The organism is Ciceribacter sp. L1K23, assembly GCF_018122705.1.
In the GTDB taxonomy this organism is placed as follows: Bacteria; Pseudomonadota; Alphaproteobacteria; order Rhizobiales; family Rhizobiaceae; genus Allorhizobium.
Genome location: NZ_JAGRRC010000001.1, coordinates 3,893,660 through 3,909,749, shown reverse-complemented (window position 1 = coordinate 3,909,749; position 16,090 = coordinate 3,893,660). Strand labels below are relative to the sequence as shown.

Here is a 16,090-nt window from a genome sequence, read left to right as displayed (position 1 = left end):
TCCAGACATTTTCTTGCCGCCTACAGCGTGAAATAATCCGCCGTCAAAGTGACAGCATCATCCAGATGTATGGCGAAGTCCGCTTTTTTATCACCGTTCACATCAGCGTAGATGTAGGTGTCCGACGCCATCTTCTCGACCCGAACTTCGCCGCCTTTGCCCGTGAAGGCCTTGGCACCGATAAAGGCAAATGCGTTGTTTCCGGCAACCTTGCTGTTGGCATCGATCTGCGAAAGATCGATTTTGTCCCCATCAGCTCTCGAGAAGTCGAAGATCGTATCCCGGCCGGACGCCGTGGTCGTAGAGTCCGAGAGGGCCTTGAACACAAACGTGTCCTTCCCCGCTCCGCCGTAGAGGTCGTCAGCCCCGGCCCCACCGGAAAGAGTATCGTTTCCTGCGCCACCGCTGAGCTTGTCAGCCCCGGCACCGCCCGTGAGAATATCGTTCCCAGAGCCGCCGCTGAGTGAATTGGCGTTTGCGTCGCCGTAGAGCTTGTCGGCATATTTCGACCCGACAAGGTTCTCGATCGAAACGTAAGTATCCCCTTTGGCCTCGCCGGTTCCGCTGATGCCGGCTGCCAAACTGGCTGTGACTCCGCTTGTCGCGTTTGCGTATGACGCCGTGTCACTTCCCGCGCCGCCAGACAGCTTGTCTGCGCCCAGCCCGCCGATCAGGACGTCATTTCCGGCCAGGCCGAACAAAGTGTCCGCATAGGCGGTGCCCGTGATCTTGTCGTTTCCTGATAGCAGTAGCTTCAGACCATCCGTTGCCGTGCCGTCGATAGTGTTGCTTAACGCAACAGCCGAAAGCTTCAGGTCCGTCGCGGCAAACAGAACCTTTCCGTTCGTGACCTGGGTAATCGCATTCACGCTACCGCTTTTGAGACCGACAATCTCTCCGCCGTCCATCTTGTAGGTGAGGCCTGATCCTTTGACTTCCGTATAGTTACGGCTATCTTCAAAAATCTTGAAGCCACTGGATTTCGGCGTGGAGTTGTTGTCGTAGTCAAAAAAGTCCAGCTCTCCGAACTTGCTGAAATCGAAACCCTTTTTTGCTCCTAGCGGACCAAGAGTAATATTTGCCATGTCCATTCCTATATATCTACCGCCATCGGTAATGGACGGTTGGTAGGACATGGCGACTTAATGTCGGCTAAATCGAATAGATTCAACTGTATGCTTTAACTCGTTTTTCCGGATTTGGCGACCAGGGTCGCAAAGCGATAGCGGCGTGCTTCAGGCGGTTAGCTGCACGGCCGATCTGGTCGCAATGGTCCAGGTCCGCGACTATCCTCGATGCTCTTCAAAACGACAACGCGCCAAAAGGCCCTCGGCCGTGCCGAAAGCGCCTCCCACACAAAATCTGGCTATGACACGCGGGACCGCAATTTTCGAAGCAGAGGACCTGAAGCCTTTGCACTCGGGTATCTGTCCGACCTGAGAGATAGGTGACGTTTTGTACCGAAGACATGGGTAACACTTTTTGCCTTTTGGCGGGAGGTGTTGATGCCGTGGAGAGAGATTTCGGTCTGGAGCAGAGGACTTTGCAAACCATCGACAACCCGTTCGGCACGAGGTTGTCACCCATGTCTTAGGTACACGATGTTACCTATGTCTTCGGTATGGACAATCCGAATTTGGCGGAGAGGGTGGGATTCGAACCCACGATACCCTTGCGAGTATGCCGCATTTCGAGTGCGGTGCTTTCGACCACTCAGCCACCTCTCCATTGGATCGCTGAAGGCACCATGGCGGTGCGGAGGGCTTCATAGCGACAGTTTGCATGACTGGCAAGGGCGTCGCATCACGATTTTCATGCTTTCGCCTTGACAGCTTTCCGGCCCTCGCGTATGCGGACGGGCGAATTAGACATGGGCGTACTGTGTCCTGATTTGCCTGCATACTTGCGGGTTTCGCCGACAGGGCGAGGACGGTCTTACCGCTACTTTCTCTGTCATCCCGACTGATAAAAAGACGGCCGCCACTCTAGGCAGAGCCGGAACGAACATGAAAGGAAAAAAAATGTTCGCAGTCATCAAGACCGGCGGTAAGCAGTACCGCGTAAACGCCAACGACGTGCTGACCATCGAAAAGCTGGAAGCCGACGCTGGTGCAACCATCGAATTCACCGAAGTCCTCGTTGTCGGCGAAGGTGCGGACGCCAAGTTCGGCGCTCCCTTCGTCGCTGGCGCCAAGGTCACGGCCGAAGTCGTCGAGCAGACCCGCGGCAAGAAGGTCATCGCCTTCAAGAAGCGCCGTCGCCAGAACTCCAAGCGTTCGCGCGGCCACCGCCAGCACCACACCGTGGTGCGCATCACCGACATCGTCGCCGCCTAAAGCGCACACAGGAACAAGGTTTAAAGGAGAAATCCAATGGCACACAAAAAAGCTGGCGGTTCGTCGCGCAACGGTCGCGATTCTCAGTCCAAGCGCCTTGGCGTGAAGAAGTTCGGTGGCGAGATCGTCATTCCGGGCAACATTATCGTGCGTCAGCGCGGCACCCAGTGGCATCCGGGCGCCAATGTCGGCATGGGCAAGGATCACACCCTCTTTGCGCTCACGGCTGGCAATGTCGACTACCGTACGAAGGCCAACGGTCGAGTGTACGTGTCTGTAATGCCGAAAGCCGAAGCAGCGGAATAAGCCGGTAACGCTCTAAAACAGCCGGCGTCTCATCGACCCGGCTGATGCAGACAGGCTCAGTCTAGAAAACAGGGGAGATGGGGCGCCACCCAACTCCCCTTTTTCTTTGCCTTTTCAACCAGAAGGAGACTGAGACATGCAAAGCGAAATGTTGAGGGACGGGCCATCCAGGCCCCCCGAGGAACGGCTGAGGCCGGATCGGTTACGGAGCGATTGCCCCGTCTTGTTGTCGCAGCGGCTCGTCTTGAGGGCGCCGCACGAGGAAGACATCGACGCCCTTGCCAATCTCGCCAACAATGCCGCCGTCGCGACAATGGTGTCGCGCATGCCGCATCCCTACACGATCAGGGACGCCGCCGATTTCGTGCGACGTACCAAGAATGGCGAGATCGGCAAGTGCGTCTACGCCATTACCAAAGCGGAAAACGGCGAATTCCTCGGTTGCTGCGGTCTCGAACCGCACGCCAACGATGCTGATACGCTGGAGATCGGCTACTGGCTGGGCGAACCGTACTGGAACAGAGGCTACGGGACGGAAGCCGCCCACGCGCTGATCGATATGGCCTTCCGCACCCGCGAGATCGTCCAGATCGACGCCCGCTGCCGCGTCACCAACATCGCGTCGAGACGCGTGATCCAGAAGTGCGGCTTTCAGTTCCAGGGATCAGGGATGGCCAGCAGCCTCGCCATGGGCGGCATGATGCCGGTCGAGTGGTACCGCCTTGATCGCAAGACCTGGATGTCGCTCAAGAGCTGGGGAGAAATGCGATGAACGCGATTCTCTCCCCCACGCTTCTCCGGGGACCGGGGCCCTGCCCGACCGTCCATACGACACGGCTTGTGCTCCGGCCGCATCGGACGACCGATGCCGACGCCATTGCCGAGTCGCTTGGCGATTTCGAGGTCGCGCGCATGCTGTCGAGAGTGCCCCTGCCGTACGACCGTCAGGATGCGCTCGACTGGCTTGCCACCGCAGCATCGACGTCCCTGCCCGGCTGGAACCTCGCGATCACCACCGGTGACGACGTGCATATCGGCGTCGTGGCGATCGAGCTCCGGCACGGGCAATGGCACTTGGGCTACTGGCTCAACCGCTATTTCTGGGGCCGGGGCTTCATGAGCGAGGCGACATCCGCGGTGGTGGAGCGGTTCTTCCGTCGCATGCCGGAGGAGATGCTGCACTCCGGCGCCTTCGCCGACAATGGCGCGTCGCTCAGGATTCAGGACAGGCTCGGCTTTGCGATCACGGGCCGGGGTGACCTCTACTCGCGGTCGCGCGGTGCGATGGCGCCACACATCACCACGCGTCTGGGTCAGCCGGATTTCCGTCCGATCCTAGCCGCGTGACATCGGTGACGGTACGTCAACGGCGTGCCGTCACCAGTCGATATCGACATGCACCGGAAAATGATCGGAGCCGACGGCATCGACGTCGACGAGAGCATCCACCAATTTTGGCGCCAGGCCCGGGCTGAGAAAGCAGTAGTCGAGATGTTTGCGTGCGGCGTGGTTTCTGTGATCGATCCAGCTGTAGCTTGCGGGCGTCAGCCTGCCGGCTCGTGCCAGCGCGTCGACGACCTGTCCATGACGCGCCGGTCGTCCGTAGAAATAGTCCTCGAGCCCCACCATCTCGATGTACTCCGGCGAATCCGGCACCATGTTGAAATCGCCCATGATGACGAAATCCTCAGGCAGCGGGACTTCGTCCAAGCCGAACTCCGCCGCGCCGGTCAGAGCCCCTCCTTCGGCGACGAAGTCGAAAGCCCTGTCCTTCAGGTAGCGGATCTGGGCAATTCTCTCGCTCGGCGAGACGTGATCCAGATGAACGGAATAGATGCGGATCGGACCGCCGGGCGCGGCGATCACCGCTTCGCTCGCGGCACGCTGCAGGTTGAGCTTGTCGTAGGTGCGGGCCCGCGGCAGGAGCAGCATCCGGTTCGCCAGGATAGGCCATCGGGAGAGAATCATGTTGCCGAACTGGGCGCGGCGGTCGACGAACCGGTCGGCTATGCGTTCATAAGAGCGGTGCACGTCGCATGCAGGCCCGTAAACCCAGTGAAAATCCGGCAACAGGGCGGTGATCTGCTCGACGAGGTCGACGCCCCCATTGCTCGCCCAGTTTCGCGTCACCTCCTGCAACGCGATCACGTCCGCGTCCTTGATGTTTTCGATGATCCGCTTCGGGTCGAAGATGCCGTCGAGACCGACGCCAAACTGAATGTTGTAACTTGCGAACTTCACGATACTCTTTGACCTCTGGGGCATCCGGCTATATCGATGGCGCCGATCGGCGCGCACCCTGACACAGAATTGACGGCAGCAGAATGAAATTCCTCGATGAAGCAAAAGTCTATATCCGCTCGGGCGATGGTGGCGCTGGCTCCGTCTCGTTCCGGCGCGAGAAGTTCGTCGAGTTCGGCGGTCCGGACGGCGGTGACGGCGGCCGCGGCGGTGATGTCTGGGTCGAAGCCGTCAACGGGCTGAACACGCTCATCGACTTCCGCTTCCAGCAGCATTTCAAGGCGAAGACCGGCATGCACGGCATGGGCCGCAACCGCACAGGGGCAAACGGCACGGATGTGACGCTGAAGGTTCCGGTCGGCACCCAGATTTTCGAGGAAGACAACGAGACGCTGATCGTCGATTTGACGGAGGAGGGCCAGCGCTTTCGACTCGCCAAAGGCGGCAATGGCGGCTTCGGCAATGCCTATTTCAAGTCCTCCACCAACCAGGCGCCGAACTGGGCTAATCCGGGCCTCGAGGGCGAGGAAAAGACCATCTGGCTTCGGCTGAAACTGATCGCCGATGCCGGGCTCGTCGGACTCCCGAACGCCGGCAAGTCGACCTTCCTGGCAACCGTGACCCGGGCACGGCCGAAGATCGCCAACTACCCCTTCACCACGCTGCATCCGAACCTCGGCGTGGCAACCGTCGACGGCAGGGAATTCATCCTCGCCGACATTCCGGGTCTGATCGAAGGTGCCCATGAGGGTGTCGGCATTGGCGACCGCTTTCTCGGTCATGTCGAGCGCACCCGCGTGCTCCTGCATCTGGTTTCCGCCCAGGAAGAAAATGTCGGCAAGGCCTACAAGACCGTGAAGCACGAGCTTGAGGCTTATGGCAACGGGCTGGAAGAGAAGCCGACGCTGGTCGCCCTTTCGCAGATCGACGTCCTCGACAAGGACGAGCTCAAGAAGAAGGCGAAGGAACTGAAGAAGGCCAGCGGCCAGGAACCCTTCCTGTTGTCAGCCGTCACTGGCGCCGGCATGACCGACGCCCTTCGCGCCTTGCGCGACGTTATCGTCTCCGACGGCGGAGGGCTCGACGACGAGCTTCCCGAGCGCACGCGCAAGCCCCGCCACCGCGACCTCCACGACGACGATGGAGACAACGACGAATGACCGTTGATCGCAAATTGCTGTCGACCTACCGCCGCATCGTCATCAAGATCGGCTCCGCCCTCCTCGTTGACCGAAGCACCGGTCTGAAGAAGGCCTGGCTCGACGCGATCTGCGATGACATTGCCGCGTTACGCTCAAAAGGAGTCGAGGTACTGGTCGTGTCGTCGGGCGCCATCGCTCTCGGACGAACCGTGCTGTCCATGCCAAAGGGCGCTTTGAAGCTGGAGGAAAGCCAGGCGGCGGCGGCTGTCGGCCAGATCGCCCTTGCGCGCCACTGGTCGGAAAGCCTTTCGCGGCATGACATCGTCGCAGGCCAGATCCTGTTGACGCTCGGCGATACCGAGGAGCGCCGGCGCTACCTGAATGCCCGCGCGACCTTGCAGCAATTGTCGAAGATCGGCGCGATCCCGATCATCAACGAGAACGACACGGTGGCGACAACGGAGATTCGCTACGGTGATAATGATCGCCTTGCGGCGAGGGTCGCGACGATGGCGGGGGCCGACCTTTTGGTGCTCCTGTCCGACATTGACGGACTCTACACCGCCCCGCCCCATATCGATCCGGCAGCGCATTTCCTGGAGACGATCCACGAGATCACGCCTGATATAGAGGCCATGGCCGGCGGCGCCGCCTCCGAACTGTCGCGTGGCGGCATGCGTACGAAGATCGACGCGGGCAAGATCGCGACCGGTGCGGGCTGCGCGATGATCATCGCATCCGGAAAGATGGTGAACCCGCTCTCGGCCATCGAAAACGGCGCGCGCCATTCCTGGTTCGCGCCATCATCAATGCCTGTGACCGCACGGAAGACCTGGATCGCCGGACAGTTGCAGCCGGCTGGCGCCATTCACGTGGATGCCGGCGCGGAAATTGCGCTTTCTGCCGGTAAGAGCCTTCTGCCCGCCGGTGTACGTTCTGTCACCGGACAGTTCAGCCGCGGCGACACGATCGCGGTCATCGGCGGAGAGGGTCGCGAGATTGCCCGTGGCCTTGCCGGGTACGACGCGGAGGACGCGCGCAAGATCGCCGGCCGGAAATCGGCGGAGATCGCGGAAATTCTGGGCTATGCCGGCCGCACCGCGATGATTCATCGCGATGACCTCGTCATGACCGAACCCGCCCACAAGCGTCAGGGCGGGAGACTGAAGGAGGATGCAGCGCATGCTTGATCGGATTGATACCGAGAAGCGGTCCGTCGAAGAACTCATGCTGGAGATAGGACGAAAGGCACGCTCGGCCGCCCGTCCACTCGCGATCGCTTCGACGGAGCAGAAAAACGCCGCGCTGCATGCCATGGCGGACGCAATCCTCGCCGCTGAAGGCAACATACTCGCAGCGAACGCACGAGACCTGGAAAATGCAAAGACTTCTGGTGTCGCTACCTCGTTCATCGACCGCCTGACGCTAACGCCCGATCGTGTTCGCGCGATAGCCCAATCCATGCGCGAGATCGCCGATCTTCCTGATCCGGTTGGCTCCCTGATCGCCGAATGGGACCGCCCGAACGGACTTCATATCGAACGCGTCCGCACGCCTCTGGGCGTCATCGGCGTTATCTACGAAAGCCGGCCGAACGTCACCGCCGATGCCGGCGCCCTGTGTCTGAAGGCTGGCAATGCAGTCATCCTGCGCGGCGGTTCCGATTCCGCCCATTCCTCGCGGGCGATCCATTCATGTCTTGTCGAGGGCCTGCACAAAGCCGGCCTCCCGGCAGAAGCAATCCAGCTCGTGCCGGTCACCGATCGCTCCGCCGTCGGCGCCATGCTCGGCGGTCTTGACGGTGCGATCGACGTGATCGTGCCGCGCGGCGGCAAGAGCCTCGTGGCCCGCGTTCAGGCCGAGGCACGGGTCCCGGTCTTCGCGCATCTGGAAGGCCTCTGCCACGTCTACGTCGACAAGTCGGCGGAACTCGACATGGCGCGCGCGATTGTCGTGAATGCCAAGATGCGCCGCACCGGCATCTGCGGGGCAGCCGAGACGCTGCTGGTCGACAGGGCAGCCGTGAAGACGCATCTGCTACCCCTGCTGGAGGCGCTGAAGGCCGCCGGATGCGAGATCCGTGCATCCCGTTCCGTCCTTGATCTGGCGCCCGGATTCAATCCGGCAACCGAGGACGACTGGCGCACCGAATATCTGGACGCGATCATCGCCGTCGATCTGGTCGACGGTATCAGCGGCGCCATCGAACACATCATCAGATATTCATCGAACCACACGGAGGCAGTCATCGCCGAAGATCCGGTGGTTGTCGAACGCTTCTTCAACGAAATCGACTCCGCCATTCTTCTACACAACGCCTCTACGCAGTTCGCCGATGGCGGCGAGTTCGGCATGGGCGCGGAGATTGGCATTGCCACCGGGAAGATGCACGCTCGTGGTCCCGTCGGCGTCGAGCAACTGACTTCTTTCAAGTACAGGGTGCGCGGCAACGGGCAGATCCGGGCCTGACGTGACCGAAGCAGAAATCCCCGCGTCCTATCTGAAGATGCCACATGCCGAACGGGGCATGGTGGTGGGATTGTTCGGCGGCTCGTTTAACCCGCCGCACCAGGGCCATGCGCTCGTCGCGGAGATAGCTCTGCGTCGCCTTGGACTAGATCAACTGTGGTGGATCGTAACGCCCGGCAACCCGTTGAAGAGCCGCGCCGCCCTCGCGCCTCTTGGCGAACGGCTGGCCCTCAGCGAGGGTTTGGTAAAAGATCCTCGCATCAAGGTAACAGCGTTCGAAAAAAACCTTGGAACGAGCTATACGGCGAGCACTCTGGCCACTGTAAAGGCTCGAAACCCGCATGTCCGGTTCATCTGGGTAATGGGCGCGGACAACCTGAAGAGCTTTCATCAATGGCAGCACTGGCAGAGGATCGCCAACACCTTCCCGATCGCCGTTATCGATCGCCCGGGCTCGACACTGTCATATCTCTCCTCGAAGATGGCACGCACCTTCGATTTCGCCCGCATCGACGAAGAAGACGCCGGCGTGCTCTGGAAGAAACCTGCGCCCGCATGGACATTCATTCATGGCCCCCGCTCTACGCTGAGCTCGACGGCGCTCAGGCAGCAACGATGAACCGTACGGACCGTTGCAATTCGCAATGGTTTCAACCCGGCATCTTGAAACATTAACACAACGATGCCACCTTTCATAAGCGAGCCATCGAATGGAATCGCGAAGTGCTGTTCTGTGAAGGAAAGGGAAAACTCTGACGACAGTGCACACGAAGGGAAAGACCTCCAGGGTCGTCCCGAAAAGCCCGGAACGCGGTGCTGATGCCGCCTCCCGCGCGCTTGAACTGGTCCTCGCAAGCCTCGAGGACTCCAAGGCAGAAGACATCGTCACCATCGACATCGCCGGTAAATCCGCTCTCGGAGACTTCATGGTCGTCGTCTCCGGTCGGTCGAGCAGGCATGTGTCAGCGATCTGCGACCACCTGATTACCGATCTGAAGGATGAAGATTTCGGCTCCGCCAGGGTCGAAGGCCTGGAGACCGGCGACTGGGTGCTGATCGACACCGGTGACATTATCGTGCATGTGTTCCGACCCGAGATACGAGAGTTCTACAACATCGAAAGGATGTGGGCGGCTCCCGATATCGAGGAAGGCACCTTGCATTGATCGATGGCCGCTGGCAGCGGCCTGACAAACCGGACCCGTATGCCTCGGCGCCGCTCGGCGGCGGGGTGAGTGTCGGGTTGAATGGAGAGCGCGCATGCGCATTGGTATTCTGGCGGTCGGCAAACTGAAGGCCGGGCCGGAAAAGGAACTTGCGGCGCGTTATTTCGACCGGTTTGCAAAGGCGGGGCCTGCTATCGGTCTGGAGCTCGGACGCCTCGTGGAGCTGCCGGAAAGCCGGGCTTCGGCCGCTGACGGCAGGAAACGCGAGGAAGCTGCCCTTCTGGAGAAGGCGGCACCCGAGGGGGCGGTTCTTGTTGCCCTCGACGAGCGCGGCAAGGCCTGGAACAGCCAGGAACTCTCTACCTATATCGGCAATATCAGGGACCAGGGGCAGCGCGACCTGGTGTTTGTCATCGGCGGCGCGGATGGTCTCGATCCGGACCTGCGCCAGCGGGCCGGGCTGATTCTCAATCTCGGGCGTCTCACCTGGCCGCATCAATTGGTGCGCATCTTGATCGCCGAGCAGCTGTACCGCAGCGTCACGATCCTCTCGGGCCATCCCTACCACCGGGCATGACCGGTCCCGACAAGCAGAGATATCAAACGCGTTGGCGGCCTTTGTTTCGCCGGAGTCCGAACCTGTATTGCGTCATCGGCGCAATATGCGGCAATTGGCGTATGAACCAGCGATTCGGGAGCTCGGGGAAAACCCGTCTCACCGGCGGCGTGCTGATGGCACTGCTGCTGGGCGGTGCGTCGTCGGTGGCCCAGCAGCCGCCAACACCGGCTGCCACAACCTCTCCCGCGACTGCCTCTAGCCCCGGTCCCGACGCGCCGGCCGCAGTCGATCCGACGGACACTCTTCAGAAAAAACGCGAAGAGGTCGCCAGGGAGTTGAAGCAGCTTTCCGACACGATGGAGCTTTCAGCGACAAAGTCTGCGGAACTTGAGCAGAAGATCGCCGCGCTCGACAAGACCTCCGAGACCCTGCGAACCGCCCTGATCGAATCGGCGGCGCGCCGAAAGGAGCTCGAAAGGCAGGTAGCAGAGAGCGAGGAAAAGCTCGCTGGCTATCGGGTCAGGGAGGACGAGATCAGGCTTTCGTTCCGTGAAAGGCGTGCCGTGCTTGCCGAAGTACTCGCGGCGCTGCAGCGCATGGGACGCAACCCGCCGCCGGCCCTGCTTGTGACGCCAGAGGACGCACTATCGTCGGTTCGCACGGCAATCCTTCTCGGCGCGGTTGTTCCTGGCATCCGCCAGGAGACCGAAAGACTTGCGGGAGACCTGCAGGAACTGGTCAACCTGCGCAAGAGCGTCGACGAAGAAAAGACGGCCTATCTTGCCACCATGACCAACAGGCAGGAGGAGGAGCGCCGCATGGATCTCCTGCTGGCGGAAAACGACCGTCTGGCGAAAATCAACGCGGCGGAGCTGGAACGGCAGCGCCGCCGCTCGGAAGAACTTGCCGCCAAGGCAACGGGTCTGGAAGGACTGATCACGTCCCTCGAGAGCGAGATCGCCTCAGTACGCGACGCCATGCGGAAAGCGAGGGACGAGGAGGAGCGCCTTCGAACAGAGGCCGAGACACAGGGACGTGATTCCGGACAGCAGACCCTGCCCGACAAAAACCGCATTACGCCCGCATATCTTTTTTCCGAATTACAGGGCAAACTGGAACTGCCGGCGACGGGCGAGGTATTGCGCCGTTTCGGCGATCCTGATGGCACCGGACACGAAGCCAGGGGCATGGTCGTAGCGTCCATGCCGGGGGCGGTCGTGACGGCACCTGCGGATGCCTGGGTTGTATTCGCCGGCGAGTTCCGTAGCTATGGACAGATGGTGATTCTGAATGCGGGCGACGGCTACCATATTGTGCTGTCCGGCATGGATCGGGTGAACACGCGACAGGGAAGTTTCGTGCTCTCGGGCGAGCCCTTGGCCACCATGGGCGAAAAAAGAGTGGCAAGCGCAACGGCATTGGCGCTGGAAACGGACCGGCCGACGCTTTACATTGAGTTCCGCAAAGACGGAGTACCGGTTGATTCACGCCCATGGTGGGCCGAGAAAGACGCTGGAAAGGCAGGGAATGATACCTAGAGTTTCTTTTGTCCTCATCGGCGCCCTCATGGGCGCGACGGCGATGAGCCTCGTTTATTCGGCTGGAATTCCGGCCCAGGCCGCCGGCGCTTCCACCTATCGGGAGCTGTCGATCTTCGGTGACGTCTTTGAGCGCGTGCGCGCGCAGTACGTGACCGCACCCGACGAAGGCAAGCTCGTTGAGAATGCCATCAACGGCATGCTCACTTCGCTCGATCCGCATTCGAGCTATCTGAATCCGGAAGCCGCCGCCGACATGCAGACCCAGACAAAGGGCGAGTTCGGCGGCATCGGCATCGAAGTGACGATGGAAAACGAGCTGGTCAAGGTGATCGCGCCGATCGACGATACACCCGGGTCGCGCGCCGGCATCCTTGCAGGCGACTTCATCTCCGAGATCAACGGCGAACAGGTTCAGGGCTTGAGCCTGCAACAGGCCGTTGAGAAGATGCGCGGCGCCGTCGGAACGCCGATTAAGCTGACCATCCTTCGCCAGGGTGCAGACAAGCCGATCGACATTTCCGTCACCAGAGAGATCATTGCCGTTCGTGCGGTCAAGTCGCGCGTCGAAGGCGATGTCGGCTACGTTCGCGTCATCTCGTTCACCGAGAAGACCTATGACGACCTCGAGGCAGCGATCAACAAGATCAAGGCCGAGGTCCCCGCCGACAAGCTGAAGGGCTATGTTCTCGATCTTCGCCTCAATCCGGGTGGGCTGCTCGATCAGGCCATCTACGTATCGGATGCATTCCTCGAGCGCGGCGAAGTCGTTTCGACCCGTAGCCGCAATCCCGACGACACGCGCCGCTTCAATGCCACCGCCGGCGACATCACCGACGGCAAGCCTGTTATCGTCCTCGTGAACGGAGGCTCCGCCTCGGCGTCGGAAATCGTGGCGGGTGCCCTTCAGGATCTGCGGCGTGCGACGGTTCTCGGGACCCGCTCGTTCGGCAAGGGCTCGGTACAGACGATCATACCGATGGGCGACCGCGGTTCTCTCCGACTGACGACGGCGCTCTATTACACGCCGTCGGGCAAGTCGATCCAGGGCACCGGCATCGAGCCGGACATCAAGGTCGAGCAGCCGCTTCCAGAAGAGCTGCAGGGCCGGGTCCGCAGTGAGGGCGAGTCTGCATTGCCGGGTCATATCCAGGGCCAGAACGAGACCGACGAAGGGTCGGGTTCCATCGCCTATGTTCCGGAAGAACCGAAGGACGACGTCCAGCTGAACTATGCGCTTGATCTCTTGCGCGGGAACAAGACCGATCCGTCCTTCCCGCCCGACCCGAACAAGCCGGTCGCGTCCAAGTGATGACGTCTGGAGAAAACCAGATGAAGATGGATGAGGGAAGCTGAGGCTTGGGCTCCGACCTCCACCGTCCGTTGGGTCAGGATATCAAGGGCCGCCGCAAATCTCGCGGCGGCCTCTTTCGTCGCGTTGGCGGTATCGCAACGGTGATGACAATAACGGCGGCCTCCCTCTATGTGTCGGTGAGCCCGCTTCCTCTGCAGGATCCACCGGTTTCTGTATCGCAGGTTTCAAACCCCGTTGACGTGGCCGCGCGTGGGTCGACGTCCTCCACGCCATCGCAACCGCCCTCGGGGATCGCCACGGCGCGACCGGATTCGGCCGCCAACGTCACGCGCCAAACCATGCCCGACGGCAGTGTCGTCACAACCTATTCCCCTCGGCCACGCGATGGCGGCGGACCCGTTCTCATCGACGCGCAGCGCATCGGACAGGACCCACGCGCCGCAACCATGCCGAACGAACTCCTCCTCGAAGACAGCTCCTACGGCCGCCTTCCGACCGTAGGTCCCGATGGCCTGCGTCCGGTCGAACAATATGCCCGGCCCTGGTCCGGCGCGCGCGGCACCCGTATCGCGATCGTCATCGGAGGACTTGGCCTGAGCCAGACCGGCACGCAATATGCCATTCGCGAACTGCCGGAAGAGGTGACGCTTGGATTCGCCTCAACCGGCAACAGCCTGCAGAGATGGATGCAGGAGGCCCGCCGCACCGGCCACGAGATCATCCTGCAGGTTCCCATGGAGCCCTTTGATTATCCGGCTAACAACCCAGGTCGCGGCACCTTGCTGTCGTCAAATTCCGAGAAGCAGAACCTGGCAAACCTGCGTGAAGCCATGGCGCTGATCACGAACTACACGGGCGTCATGAACTACATGGGCGGTCGCTTTCTCTCCGACGCGAACGCGCTGGAGCCTATGATGCGGGAGATAACAAACCGGGGACTGCTTTTCCTCGACGATGGTTCCTCCGCAAGCTCGCTCACGGGCGAATTCGCCAAGGCGCTGTCGACGCCGCATGCTTTCGTCGATCTGCAAATCGATCAACAGATCGACGAGGCGTCGATCTTGAAGCGGCTGGATGATGCCGAGCGCATTGCCAGACGCAACGGGTTTGCCGTGGTGCTCGGCTCCGCCTTCGAGGAGACGGTGCGCGCTGTGGCGAAATGGAGCGACGAAGCGCGGCTGCGCGGTATAGAAGTCGTGGGAGTGTCCGCCATTGCACTGGAGAACCAGCCATGAAATCCGAAACGACGCATAAAGACCGACCGAAACTGCGGGCCGAAGACCTGCCATACCGGCCCTGCGTCGGTATCATGGTGCTCAACCGCGAGGGCCTGGTCTGGGCGGGGCGGCGGATTCCGGAAGGCAACTCGGAATATGACGGCTCGCCGAAGCTCTGGCAGATGCCGCAAGGTGGGATAGACGAAGGGGAGGACCCTTTCGCCGCGGCGACCCGAGAACTCTATGAGGAGACCGGCATGCGCTCGGTCACTCTTCTGGCCGAAGCCGGGCGATGGATAAACTATGATCTGCCACCAGAACTGATCGGGATCGGCTTGAAGGGACGCTATCGCGGACAGACGCAGCGCTGGTTTGCCTTCCGCTTCGACGGCGACGAAAGCGAAATCGCGATCAACCCGCCACCCGGAGGCCATGAAGCGGAATTCGATACCTGGGCCTGGAAACCGATGCGCGAACTGCCGGACCTGATCGTTCCGTTCAAGCGAACGGTCTATGACGCGGTCGTGGCCGAATTCAGCCACTTGGCCGACTGATCCGGGACCGGCGGCCAGCCGAGAGCGGCTTTGCGAGGTCGTCCAACAAGACAATGAAAAAGCCGCGGCATAGCCGCGGCTTTGCTACGTCGCCGAAGGCTGGGCGCTGCTATTCGGCCTGGTCGGCCGAGTCGGCGTTGAGCAGGCCGTATTTCTCTTCGCCGAGCTTCGACAGCAATTCGAGCTGCGTTTCGAGGAAGTCGATATGACCTTCTTCGTCGATCAGCAGTTCCTCGAACAGCTTCATCGACACATAGTCGCCGGCGTCGTGACAGATATCGCGGGATTTCTTGTAGGCGGTGCGGGCATCGTATTCGCCGGCGAGATCGGCCTCCAGCACTTCCTTGACGTTCTGGCCGATGCGCAGCGGAGCGACCGTCTGCAGGTTCGGATGACCTTCAAGGAAGATGATCCGGCCAACCAGCTTGTCGGCGTGCTGCATCTCCTCGATCGACTCGGCGCGCTCCTTCTTCGCAAGCTTGGTGTAGCCCCAGTCTTCCAGCAGGCGATAATGCAGCCAGTATTGGTTCACCGCGCCCAGCTCGAGAAACAGGGCCTCGTTCAAACGCTCGATTACCTTCGGATCACCCTTCATGGCCTCGTCTTCTCCTTGGTGTGTTCACCGGATGCATGGTCGCAACCAGTCTTTAGAATTATTATAAACTACACTACGTGATTTTTTCGGGAGCGTAAATCCGGTTTCGCCGGTCGCTGGTTCGTCACGCAGTTTTCCCCATGGCAAGCACCGGATCAAGCCGGCCTGCGCAAGGAGTGATCCTTGATACTTGGAAATGGCGAAGAGAAAGAGGTTGCGAATACACAAGATCCGAGGATTGCCGGATCGATGTCGTGAAAAATCGCGCGATATCGGGCAACGGCAGGAGTCGATGTCGGTCCCGACAATCAGGCGATGCGCCCCATTTTCTGGCGGCGCTCGGCCAGATGGGCCTGCTGCTCCTCATGAAACCGTTTCAGGCGCTCGATGAAATCGACGACGTTCGCGTCATCGGAGCGACGCTGCACATGATAGTCTTCGGTGGTCTGGATGATCAGATCGACAACGTTCGGGAAGCATCCGCAGCAACGGCCGCGCTTGCCCATCGCATGATAGACTTTGGCGGGGACGATCAGCTGCCAACAGTCCTCATCGAGCAATTCGGTGATGACGGACCTGATCTCTTTGTCGGTAATGTAGTTGCAGCTGCAGACCAGCATCGACAAGCCTATCGGCAAACATGAGTTTAGAC

Annotated in this window: 18 protein-coding genes and 1 tRNA gene; 14 read left to right on the top strand and 5 right to left on the bottom strand. The window is 60.8% G+C overall.

Annotated features, from left to right (window positions below; all coding sequences use genetic code 11):
* Nucleotides 1-20: 20 nt before the first annotated feature.
* Together J5J10_RS22555 and J5J10_RS18925 are read right to left on the bottom strand one after the other, a co-directional pair.
* Complete coding sequence (locus tag J5J10_RS22555) at nucleotides 21-1,085, bottom strand: calcium-binding protein (protein WP_281436197.1); 1,065 nt, start codon at nucleotides 1,083-1,085, stop codon at nucleotides 21-23.
* A gap of 552 nt (nucleotides 1,086-1,637) precedes the next feature.
* Nucleotides 1,638-1,727 (bottom strand) — tRNA-Ser (locus J5J10_RS18925).
* A gap of 294 nt (nucleotides 1,728-2,021) precedes the next feature.
* Here J5J10_RS18925 and rplU point away from each other — a divergent pair.
* The 4 genes from rplU to J5J10_RS18905 all read left to right on the top strand — a co-directional run bounded on the left by rplU (nucleotide 2,022) and on the right by J5J10_RS18905 (nucleotide 3,989).
* The gene (gene rplU, locus J5J10_RS18920) at nucleotides 2,022-2,336 is read left to right on the top strand and encodes a 50S ribosomal protein L21 (protein WP_208547723.1); all 315 of its coding nucleotides are present in this window, start codon (nucleotides 2,022-2,024) and stop codon (nucleotides 2,334-2,336) included.
* A 36-nt stretch (nucleotides 2,337-2,372) separates the two neighbouring features.
* Nucleotides 2,373-2,642: a 50S ribosomal protein L27 gene (rpmA, locus tag J5J10_RS18915; protein WP_208547724.1), complete on the top strand. Its 270-nt coding sequence runs from the start codon at nucleotides 2,373-2,375 to the stop codon at nucleotides 2,640-2,642.
* 136 nt (nucleotides 2,643-2,778) lie between these two features.
* Nucleotides 2,779-3,414, top strand: coding sequence for a GNAT family protein (locus tag J5J10_RS18910; RefSeq protein ID WP_211931049.1), 636 nt, complete (start codon nucleotides 2,779-2,781; stop codon nucleotides 3,412-3,414).
* Nucleotides 3,411-3,989, top strand: a complete 579-nt coding sequence (locus J5J10_RS18905) for a GNAT family N-acetyltransferase (RefSeq protein WP_211931048.1) — start codon at nucleotides 3,411-3,413, stop codon at nucleotides 3,987-3,989. The genes J5J10_RS18910 and J5J10_RS18905 overlap by 4 nt, the downstream gene beginning before the upstream one ends.
* A gap of 30 nt (nucleotides 3,990-4,019) precedes the next feature.
* Here J5J10_RS18905 and J5J10_RS18900 read toward each other — a convergent pair whose 3' ends face one another.
* Nucleotides 4,020-4,883 carry an endonuclease/exonuclease/phosphatase family protein gene (locus J5J10_RS18900; RefSeq protein ID WP_211931047.1) on the bottom strand — a complete coding sequence of 288 codons (864 nt, stop codon included), beginning with the start codon at nucleotides 4,881-4,883 and terminating at the stop codon, nucleotides 4,020-4,022.
* Between the two features lie 83 nt (nucleotides 4,884-4,966).
* Between J5J10_RS18900 and obgE the strand changes: the two genes are divergently transcribed.
* The 10 genes from obgE (at nucleotide 4,967) to J5J10_RS18850 (ending at nucleotide 14,843) form a co-directional block, all read left to right on the top strand.
* Nucleotides 4,967-6,043: a GTPase ObgE gene (gene obgE / locus J5J10_RS18895; protein ID WP_211931046.1), complete on the top strand. Its 1,077-nt coding sequence runs from the start codon at nucleotides 4,967-4,969 to the stop codon at nucleotides 6,041-6,043.
* Nucleotides 6,040-7,215 (top strand): glutamate 5-kinase, encoded by a 1,176-nt coding sequence (gene proB, locus J5J10_RS18890; protein ID WP_211931045.1) that lies wholly within the window; start codon nucleotides 6,040-6,042, stop codon nucleotides 7,213-7,215. The genes obgE and proB overlap by 4 nt, the downstream gene beginning before the upstream one ends.
* The gene (locus J5J10_RS18885) at nucleotides 7,208-8,494 is read left to right on the top strand and encodes a glutamate-5-semialdehyde dehydrogenase (RefSeq protein ID WP_211931044.1); all 1,287 of its coding nucleotides are present in this window, start codon (nucleotides 7,208-7,210) and stop codon (nucleotides 8,492-8,494) included. The genes proB and J5J10_RS18885 overlap by 8 nt, the downstream gene beginning before the upstream one ends.
* A 37-nt stretch (nucleotides 8,495-8,531) precedes the next feature.
* Nucleotides 8,532-9,113: a nicotinate-nucleotide adenylyltransferase gene (locus J5J10_RS18880; protein WP_211931303.1), complete on the top strand. Its 582-nt coding sequence runs from the start codon at nucleotides 8,532-8,534 to the stop codon at nucleotides 9,111-9,113.
* A 133-nt stretch (nucleotides 9,114-9,246) separates the two neighbouring features.
* Nucleotides 9,247-9,660: a ribosome silencing factor gene (rsfS, locus tag J5J10_RS18875; RefSeq protein ID WP_211931302.1), complete on the top strand. Its 414-nt coding sequence runs from the start codon at nucleotides 9,247-9,249 to the stop codon at nucleotides 9,658-9,660.
* A 94-nt stretch (nucleotides 9,661-9,754) separates the two neighbouring features.
* Nucleotides 9,755-10,237: a 23S rRNA (pseudouridine(1915)-N(3))-methyltransferase RlmH gene (gene rlmH, locus J5J10_RS18870; RefSeq protein ID WP_211931043.1), complete on the top strand. Its 483-nt coding sequence runs from the start codon at nucleotides 9,755-9,757 to the stop codon at nucleotides 10,235-10,237.
* Nucleotides 10,238-10,392: 155 nt separating this feature from the next.
* Nucleotides 10,393-11,757 (top strand): murein hydrolase activator EnvC, encoded by a 1,365-nt coding sequence (locus J5J10_RS18865; RefSeq protein WP_211931301.1) that lies wholly within the window; start codon nucleotides 10,393-10,395, stop codon nucleotides 11,755-11,757.
* On the top strand, nucleotides 11,747-13,069 hold the full coding sequence (locus tag J5J10_RS18860; protein WP_208547733.1) for a S41 family peptidase: 1,323 nt from the start codon (nucleotides 11,747-11,749) through the stop codon (nucleotides 13,067-13,069). Before J5J10_RS18865 ends, J5J10_RS18860 begins: the two co-directional genes overlap by 11 nt.
* A gap of 47 nt (nucleotides 13,070-13,116) precedes the next feature.
* Nucleotides 13,117-14,307, top strand: a complete 1,191-nt coding sequence (locus J5J10_RS18855; RefSeq protein WP_211931042.1) for a divergent polysaccharide deacetylase family protein — start codon at nucleotides 13,117-13,119, stop codon at nucleotides 14,305-14,307.
* Nucleotides 14,304-14,843, top strand: a complete 540-nt coding sequence (locus J5J10_RS18850) for an RNA pyrophosphohydrolase (protein ID WP_211931041.1) — start codon at nucleotides 14,304-14,306, stop codon at nucleotides 14,841-14,843. Before J5J10_RS18855 ends, J5J10_RS18850 begins: the two co-directional genes overlap by 4 nt.
* Nucleotides 14,844-14,952: 109 nt before the next feature.
* Here the strand turns inward: J5J10_RS18850 and bfr are convergent, their stop codons facing one another.
* Together bfr and J5J10_RS18840 are read right to left on the bottom strand one after the other, a co-directional pair.
* Nucleotides 14,953-15,438: a bacterioferritin gene (gene bfr, locus J5J10_RS18845; protein ID WP_208547736.1), complete on the bottom strand. Its 486-nt coding sequence runs from the start codon at nucleotides 15,436-15,438 to the stop codon at nucleotides 14,953-14,955.
* A 308-nt stretch (nucleotides 15,439-15,746) separates the two neighbouring features.
* On the bottom strand, nucleotides 15,747-16,058 hold the full coding sequence (locus J5J10_RS18840) for a (2Fe-2S)-binding protein (RefSeq protein ID WP_208552929.1): 312 nt from the start codon (nucleotides 16,056-16,058) through the stop codon (nucleotides 15,747-15,749).
* Nucleotides 16,059-16,090 lie beyond the last annotated feature (32 nt).

Bases quoted from the DNA above. Each gene is read 5' to 3' on its own strand.
- J5J10_RS18885 (WP_211931044.1), top strand. From the start codon at position 7,208: ATGCTTGATCGGATTGATACCGAGAAGCGGTCCGTCGAAGAACTCATG.
- rlmH (WP_211931043.1), top strand. From the start codon at position 9,755: ATGCGCATTGGTATTCTGGCGGTCGGCAAACTGAAGGCCGGGCCGGAA.
- J5J10_RS18860 (WP_208547733.1), top strand. From the start codon at position 11,747: ATGATACCTAGAGTTTCTTTTGTCCTCATCGGCGCCCTCATGGGCGCG.
- J5J10_RS18840 (WP_208552929.1), bottom strand. From the start codon at position 16,058: ATGCTGGTCTGCAGCTGCAACTACATTACCGACAAAGAGATCAGGTCC.
- J5J10_RS18880 (WP_211931303.1), top strand. From the start codon at position 8,532: ATGCCACATGCCGAACGGGGCATGGTGGTGGGATTGTTCGGCGGCTCG.
- rplU (WP_208547723.1), top strand. From the start codon at position 2,022: ATGTTCGCAGTCATCAAGACCGGCGGTAAGCAGTACCGCGTAAACGCC.
- J5J10_RS18910 (WP_211931049.1), top strand. From the start codon at position 2,779: ATGCAAAGCGAAATGTTGAGGGACGGGCCATCCAGGCCCCCCGAGGAA.
- J5J10_RS22555 (WP_281436197.1), bottom strand. From the start codon at position 1,085: ATGGCAAATATTACTCTTGGTCCGCTAGGAGCAAAAAAGGGTTTCGAT.
- bfr (WP_208547736.1), bottom strand. From the start codon at position 15,438: ATGAAGGGTGATCCGAAGGTAATCGAGCGTTTGAACGAGGCCCTGTTT.
- J5J10_RS18905 (WP_211931048.1), top strand. From the start codon at position 3,411: ATGAACGCGATTCTCTCCCCCACGCTTCTCCGGGGACCGGGGCCCTGC.
- J5J10_RS18850 (WP_211931041.1), top strand. From the start codon at position 14,304: ATGAAATCCGAAACGACGCATAAAGACCGACCGAAACTGCGGGCCGAA.
- proB (WP_211931045.1), top strand. From the start codon at position 6,040: ATGACCGTTGATCGCAAATTGCTGTCGACCTACCGCCGCATCGTCATC.
- obgE (WP_211931046.1), top strand. From the start codon at position 4,967: ATGAAATTCCTCGATGAAGCAAAAGTCTATATCCGCTCGGGCGATGGT.
- rpmA (WP_208547724.1), top strand. From the start codon at position 2,373: ATGGCACACAAAAAAGCTGGCGGTTCGTCGCGCAACGGTCGCGATTCT.
- J5J10_RS18865 (WP_211931301.1), top strand. From the start codon at position 10,393: ATGGCACTGCTGCTGGGCGGTGCGTCGTCGGTGGCCCAGCAGCCGCCA.